3 protein-coding genes, 1 tRNA gene and 2 rRNA genes (1 of these 6 running past the window's edge) are annotated in these 5,000 nt (G+C 55.9%); 3 read left to right on the top strand and 3 right to left on the bottom strand.

What is annotated here, in order from left to right; translation table 11 throughout:
• From ACXJ5O_RS07955 to ACXJ5O_RS07945, 3 genes are all read left to right on the top strand, one after another.
• A 23S ribosomal RNA gene (locus tag ACXJ5O_RS07955) occupies positions 1-1,584 on the top strand (it extends 1,407 nt beyond the left edge of the window).
• A gap of 234 nt (positions 1,585-1,818) precedes the next feature.
• Positions 1,819-1,933, top strand: a 5S ribosomal RNA gene (gene rrf, locus ACXJ5O_RS07950).
• A 52-nt stretch (positions 1,934-1,985) separates the two neighbouring features.
• A tRNA-Met gene (locus ACXJ5O_RS07945) sits at positions 1,986-2,062 on the top strand.
• Between the two features lie 252 nt (positions 2,063-2,314).
• Here the strand turns inward: ACXJ5O_RS07945 and ACXJ5O_RS07940 are convergent.
• The 3 genes from ACXJ5O_RS07940 to ACXJ5O_RS07930 all read right to left on the bottom strand — a co-directional run.
• Positions 2,315-3,322, bottom strand: coding sequence for an aldo/keto reductase (locus ACXJ5O_RS07940; RefSeq protein WP_457299416.1), 1,008 nt, complete (start codon positions 3,320-3,322; stop codon positions 2,315-2,317).
• Between the two features lie 72 nt (positions 3,323-3,394).
• Positions 3,395-3,607 carry a hypothetical protein gene (locus ACXJ5O_RS07935; protein ID WP_457299415.1) on the bottom strand — a complete coding sequence of 71 codons (213 nt, stop codon included), beginning with the start codon at positions 3,605-3,607 and terminating at the stop codon, positions 3,395-3,397.
• A gap of 75 nt (positions 3,608-3,682) precedes the next feature.
• Positions 3,683-5,000 (bottom strand): Rieske 2Fe-2S domain-containing protein (locus ACXJ5O_RS07930; protein ID WP_457299414.1); only part of this gene is annotated, 1,318 nt, incomplete at its 5' end.

The raw sequence follows: 5,000 nt of genomic DNA, 5'->3' as shown, positions 1-5,000 counted from the left end.
TAAGCAAGTGGTAGCGGAGCGTTCTGTAAGCCGTTGAAGAGGGACCCGTGAGGGCCTTTGGAGGTATCAGAAGTGAGAATGCTGACATGAGTAACGATAAAGGGAGTGAGAGACTCCCTCGCCGAAAGTCCAAGGGTTCCTGCTTAAAGTTAATCTGAGCAGGGTTAGCCGGCCCCTAAGGCGAGGCCGAAAGGCGTAGTCGATGGGAACCACGTTAATATTCGTGGGCCTGCGGGTAGTGACGGATCGCGTGTGTTGTTCCTCCTTATTGGATTGGAGGGGCTTCGAAGCGGTCCCAGGAAATAGCTCCCGCGTATAGACCGTACCCTAAACCGACACTGGTGGACTGGTAGAGAATACCAAGGCGCTTGAGARAACTGCGTTGAAGGAACTCGGCAAATTGCACGCGTAACTTCGGAAGAAGCGTGACCCTTTTTGACGCAAGTCGAGGAGGGTGGCACAGACCAGGGGGTAGCGACTGTTTACCAAAAACACAGGGCTCTGCGAAGTCGCAAGACGACGTATAGGGTCTGACGCCTGCCCGGTGCTGGAAGGTTAAGAGGAGAGGTGCAAGCTTTGAATCGAAGCCCCAGTAAACGGCGGCCGTAACTATAACGGTCCTAAGGTAGCGAAATTCCTTGTCGGGTAAGTTCCGACCTGCACGAATGGCGTAACGACTTCCCCGCTGTCTCCAACGCAGACTCAGTGAAATTGAATTCCCCGTGAAGATGCGGGGTTCCTGCGGTTAGACGGAAAGACCCCGTGCACCTTTACTATAGCTTTACACTGGCATTCGTGTCGGCATGTGTAGGATAGGTGGTAGACTTTGAAGCGGGGGCGCCAGCCTTCGTGGAGTCATCCTTGAAATACCACCCTTACCTATATGGATGTCTAACTGCGGTCCGTTATCCGGATCCAGGACAGTGTATGGTGGGTAGTTTGACTGGGGCGGTCGCCTCCTAAAGAGTAACGGAGGCGCGCGATGGTGGGCTCAGACCGGTCGGAAATCGGTCGTCGAGTGCAATGGCATAAGCCCGCCTGACTGCGAGACTGACAAGTCGAGCAGAGACGAAAGTCGGTCATAGTGATCCGGTGGTCCCGCGTGGAAGGGCCATCGCTCAACGGATAAAAGGTACGCCGGGGATAACAGGCTGATGACCCCCAAGAGTCCATATCGACGGGGTTGTTTGGCACCTCGATGTCGACTCATCGCATCCTGGGGCTGGAGCAGGTCCCAAGGGTATGGCTGTTCGCCATTTAAAGCGGTACGTGAGTTGGGTTCAGAACGTCGTGAGACAGTTCGGTCCCTATCTGCCGTGGGTGTAGGAATATTGACAGGATCTGTCCCTAGTACGAGAGGACCGGGATGGACGTATCTCTGGTGGACCTGTTGTGGCGCCAGCCGCATAGCAGGGTAGCTATATACGGACGGGATAACCGCTGAAGGCATCTAAGCGGGAAACCCACCTGAAAACGAGTATTCCCTATCAGAGCCGTGGAAGACCACCACGTTGATAGGCCGGGTGTGGAAGTGCGGCAACGCATGAAGCTTACCGGTACTAATAGCTCGATTGGCTTGATCATTCTCATTACTCATATCCATCTGACGCAGTCAGATGAATTGGATTTGTCTCACGCGCCGTATCGCACCTTTGGTGCGGGCGCTGCGACAGCGCGCGGCACACGCCGCGACGGCCGGTCGGCCTTGCGGGCTTCGCCCGAAGGTTGCCAGCCGCCAACTAAAACAAAAAACTCCAGCTTCTCATTTGTATCGCATGCGCCTGAAAAACCGCATGCGTGAACGTTGCGCTTTGCTGACCTGGTGGTTACAGCGGGGTGGCTGCACCCGATCCCATTCCGAACTCGGCCGTGAAACGCCCCTGCGCCAATGGTACTTCGTCTCAAGACGCGGGAGAGTAGGTCGCTGCCAGGTCTGCCAAACGCAACGTTCATAAACAAATCTCACAACAACAACAGAACTATGACGCGGGGTGGAGCAGCCCGGTAGCTCGTCAGGCTCATAACCTGAAGGTCACAGGTTCAAATCCTGTCCCCGCAACCAGATCAAAACACAACACACTCTATCTGCCACCACCGTCAGGCTCAGAACCTGAAGGGTGAGGGACATCCGGCGCAGCCGGTCAATCAGTCCCGTGGACTGATTGACATCCCGAACGGCAAATCCTGTCCCCGCAACCAGATCATTCCCAGCTTCTCGGTCAACTCAGATCAAAACACAAAAACCCCGCATCAAGCGGGGTTTTTGTGTTTGTAGACGCCTCTCAGTCTCGGGCCGACGTTTGCACTGGCAGACTCAGCGGTGCCAGATGGTTTCGATGTCTGTCAGGAGACTCTGCGGCAATGGTCCTGCATTGGAAGCTGTCTCTGCTGCCATCAGCTGTTCTGCCGCGGTGATACCACCTAAGAGAGTCGTCACAGACGTACTGCTGAGGATGAACCTGTACGCGAGTTCGACGAGTTCCATATGTTCACGAGCAGCCAGCGCCTGAAATTCCCGCGCCTTGTGCAAAACGCCTTTTGCTTCCAGCGTTTCAATATTCTTCGTGCGTGCAAGCGGATGCGTTTGTTGCCCGCGCAATATGGCATCGGTCAGAACGCCGCCGGCAAGCGGGCTGAATACCGCAACCCCGCAACCAGCAGCCTTGGCGACATTGATGACGTTGCCGTAATCGGGTTTGACGCCGATGCGGCTCGATTGGGAATAGCCGGCGCTCGGGTTCAACAATGTGTAAGGTACGTTGATCATTTGGAAGAGGCCGGTATCAAGGAGTTGACGCACCTGATCAATATCGTTGCCGCGACACACGAACCCAGCATGACGCGCCTTGCCCTTCCGGAGAATGGCGTCGACACCTTCCAGTACGCCACCTGGCCGATGATAGTCTTCAGTCCAAAGCGTGGCGTAGTACTTAGCTTCCATGACAGGCTTTGTGGCGACAGGCCCATTATGAATCTGGACGATATCCATCGTGTCGCGTTTGAGCCGGCGCAAACTTTCTTCGACGGACCGCTCGATATGTCCAGCTATATCATCAAGGTTCTCGGCACGGATCTCGACCTTGGTATTGATAACGGGATCAGCGCTGAGTTCTTTCAGCACACGGCCGAGATTAACTTCAGCCGCACCAGTGCCATAGTCAGGCGCATTGTCGAAGTAGTTAATGCCACATTCCAGGGCTTGCGCAATAACGCGCAGTTGCTCGGCATATTCGCCGCTCACCATGAGACCGGCATTGCCGCCACAACCAAAACCGATTTCAGATATGCTGAGATCGGTCGATCCGACGCGGCGCTGTTTCATGTGTTCCTCCAGATATGCATCGGCAGTCGGTGGGACCCGTCAGCCGTCTCGGATTCTTTTATTGCGGAAGGTTCAGCTCTCTATGACCCGTGCCGACTGGAGGCTGCCACCGGGCGTGATCTCGCACAGGACGTGACGGCTCTTTGAAACATCGATGCGAGCAACTATGTTCTGTCCCTCGATTGGCACCGACGGCGTCAGGGTGACCGACCTTACAGACATGGTTGGTACCTGATCGATCAGATCCTTGAGGACARCATCGATGGCTTCGCGTGTAATTGGCATTTCAATCCTGCTCCAGCTCGAAAAGCCGCGCCGCCAATCTTTAAAGTCTGGCGGCGCGGGCGCGATAGCGATAGCCTAGGCGTGTTCGGCCGCCGCTTGCCCGGCACGCTTGATGTCGTATTCCTCGATCTTGCGATGCAGATCCTTGACCGTTTCAATCAACGGACCGTAGCGATCGGCGTCGTCATTGGCAAAGCCCTTGTGGTAATACTTGCGGAAGCCGTGTTTGATCAGCGTCTCGGGCTTGGAATAGTCAGGTGGCGAGCCGGTAGGGTGAATCATATCCGGGCTCTTCCAGAAGAAATTCATCGGCTCCAGACCCTGTTCAACGCGCTTGATCTGCTCGTCGAGCTGACGGCGCAATACCACAATCGGAATGTCGGTACGGCCAAGCAGTTCCGTGGTGCGATCCGCTATCGGGCCCTGCGCAACCCAGACGATTGCATCCTGGGCGAGAACATAGTCGAGGATCGGTTCGCCCTTCTCGTCATGCGTCGGCGGAATATAGTATGGCACGACATCCTGGTTGGGGGCCTCGACTCCGGGCGGGGCCGAATAGGCCTGATAGCAGATGTGATAGGTGTGCGTATCATCGATAGGCACGCGGATCTGATATTCGCTGCGCGTCGCGCCCGTTTTGCCCGTCTGTGTGTAGAACGGGAAAATGACGGTGGAATGCTCCTGATCCTTGTCGGAATCCGCACCAAGCGCCTTGGAATAGCGGATGCCCTTGCGGAATCCATGCTCGGTTTGATTGGCGTAGATTTCCTTAATCCCGACGCCCACACGTTTGCGTTGATGCAGCGTATGCATATTGTCGGAACTGCGGTCCTCGAGTTGCCCCTTCTTTTCCAGCACATATTCGAACATGTGACCATGCGCCCAAGCGCTATGTGTCGGGTCGCCGGTGTTTTCCTGGCACTGCAGCCAGTTGCAGTCGATGATGTTGATGCCGATCTGGCGAATGGCATTCGGCCACACCAGCAGATCCCATCGGGGCAGGTCCGGGGCCGGAAGCGGACCCATATAGGCGAACACGAGGCCGCCAAGTTCGCGCACCGGATAGCCCTTGAGCTTCTGTTTGATCGCGGCTTGTGGAGCGCCCTCCATTGGCCGTTCGACGCAATTGCCAGTCTCGTTGTAGAGCCAGCCGTGATAGGGGCAGCGCAATCCGCATTCGTCCGGAATGCCGAATTTCATATCGACATTACGGTGCAGACAACGGTCGCCGATCAAACCCAGATTACCGCTCTTGTCCTTGTACAGTGTGAGATCTTCGCCAAGGATGCGTACTTTCTTGACCGGATTTTCCAGGAGTTCAGCAAAAGGCGCGATCGGCAGCCAGTAGCGCCGCATCAGTTCACCGCCTGGCGTTCCAGGACCAACGCTGGTC

The sequence above is a fragment of the Phyllobacterium sp. P5_D12 genome, from assembly GCF_054049495.1.
Note: the sequence above shows the minus strand (reverse complement) of the source record. Positions and strands in the feature narration are given on the sequence as shown.

Excerpts from the sequence above, each read along its gene's own strand:
- ACXJ5O_RS07940 (WP_457299416.1), bottom strand. The coding sequence starts at position 3,322 with ATGAAACAGCGCCGCGTCGGATCGACCGATCTCAGCATATCTGAAATC.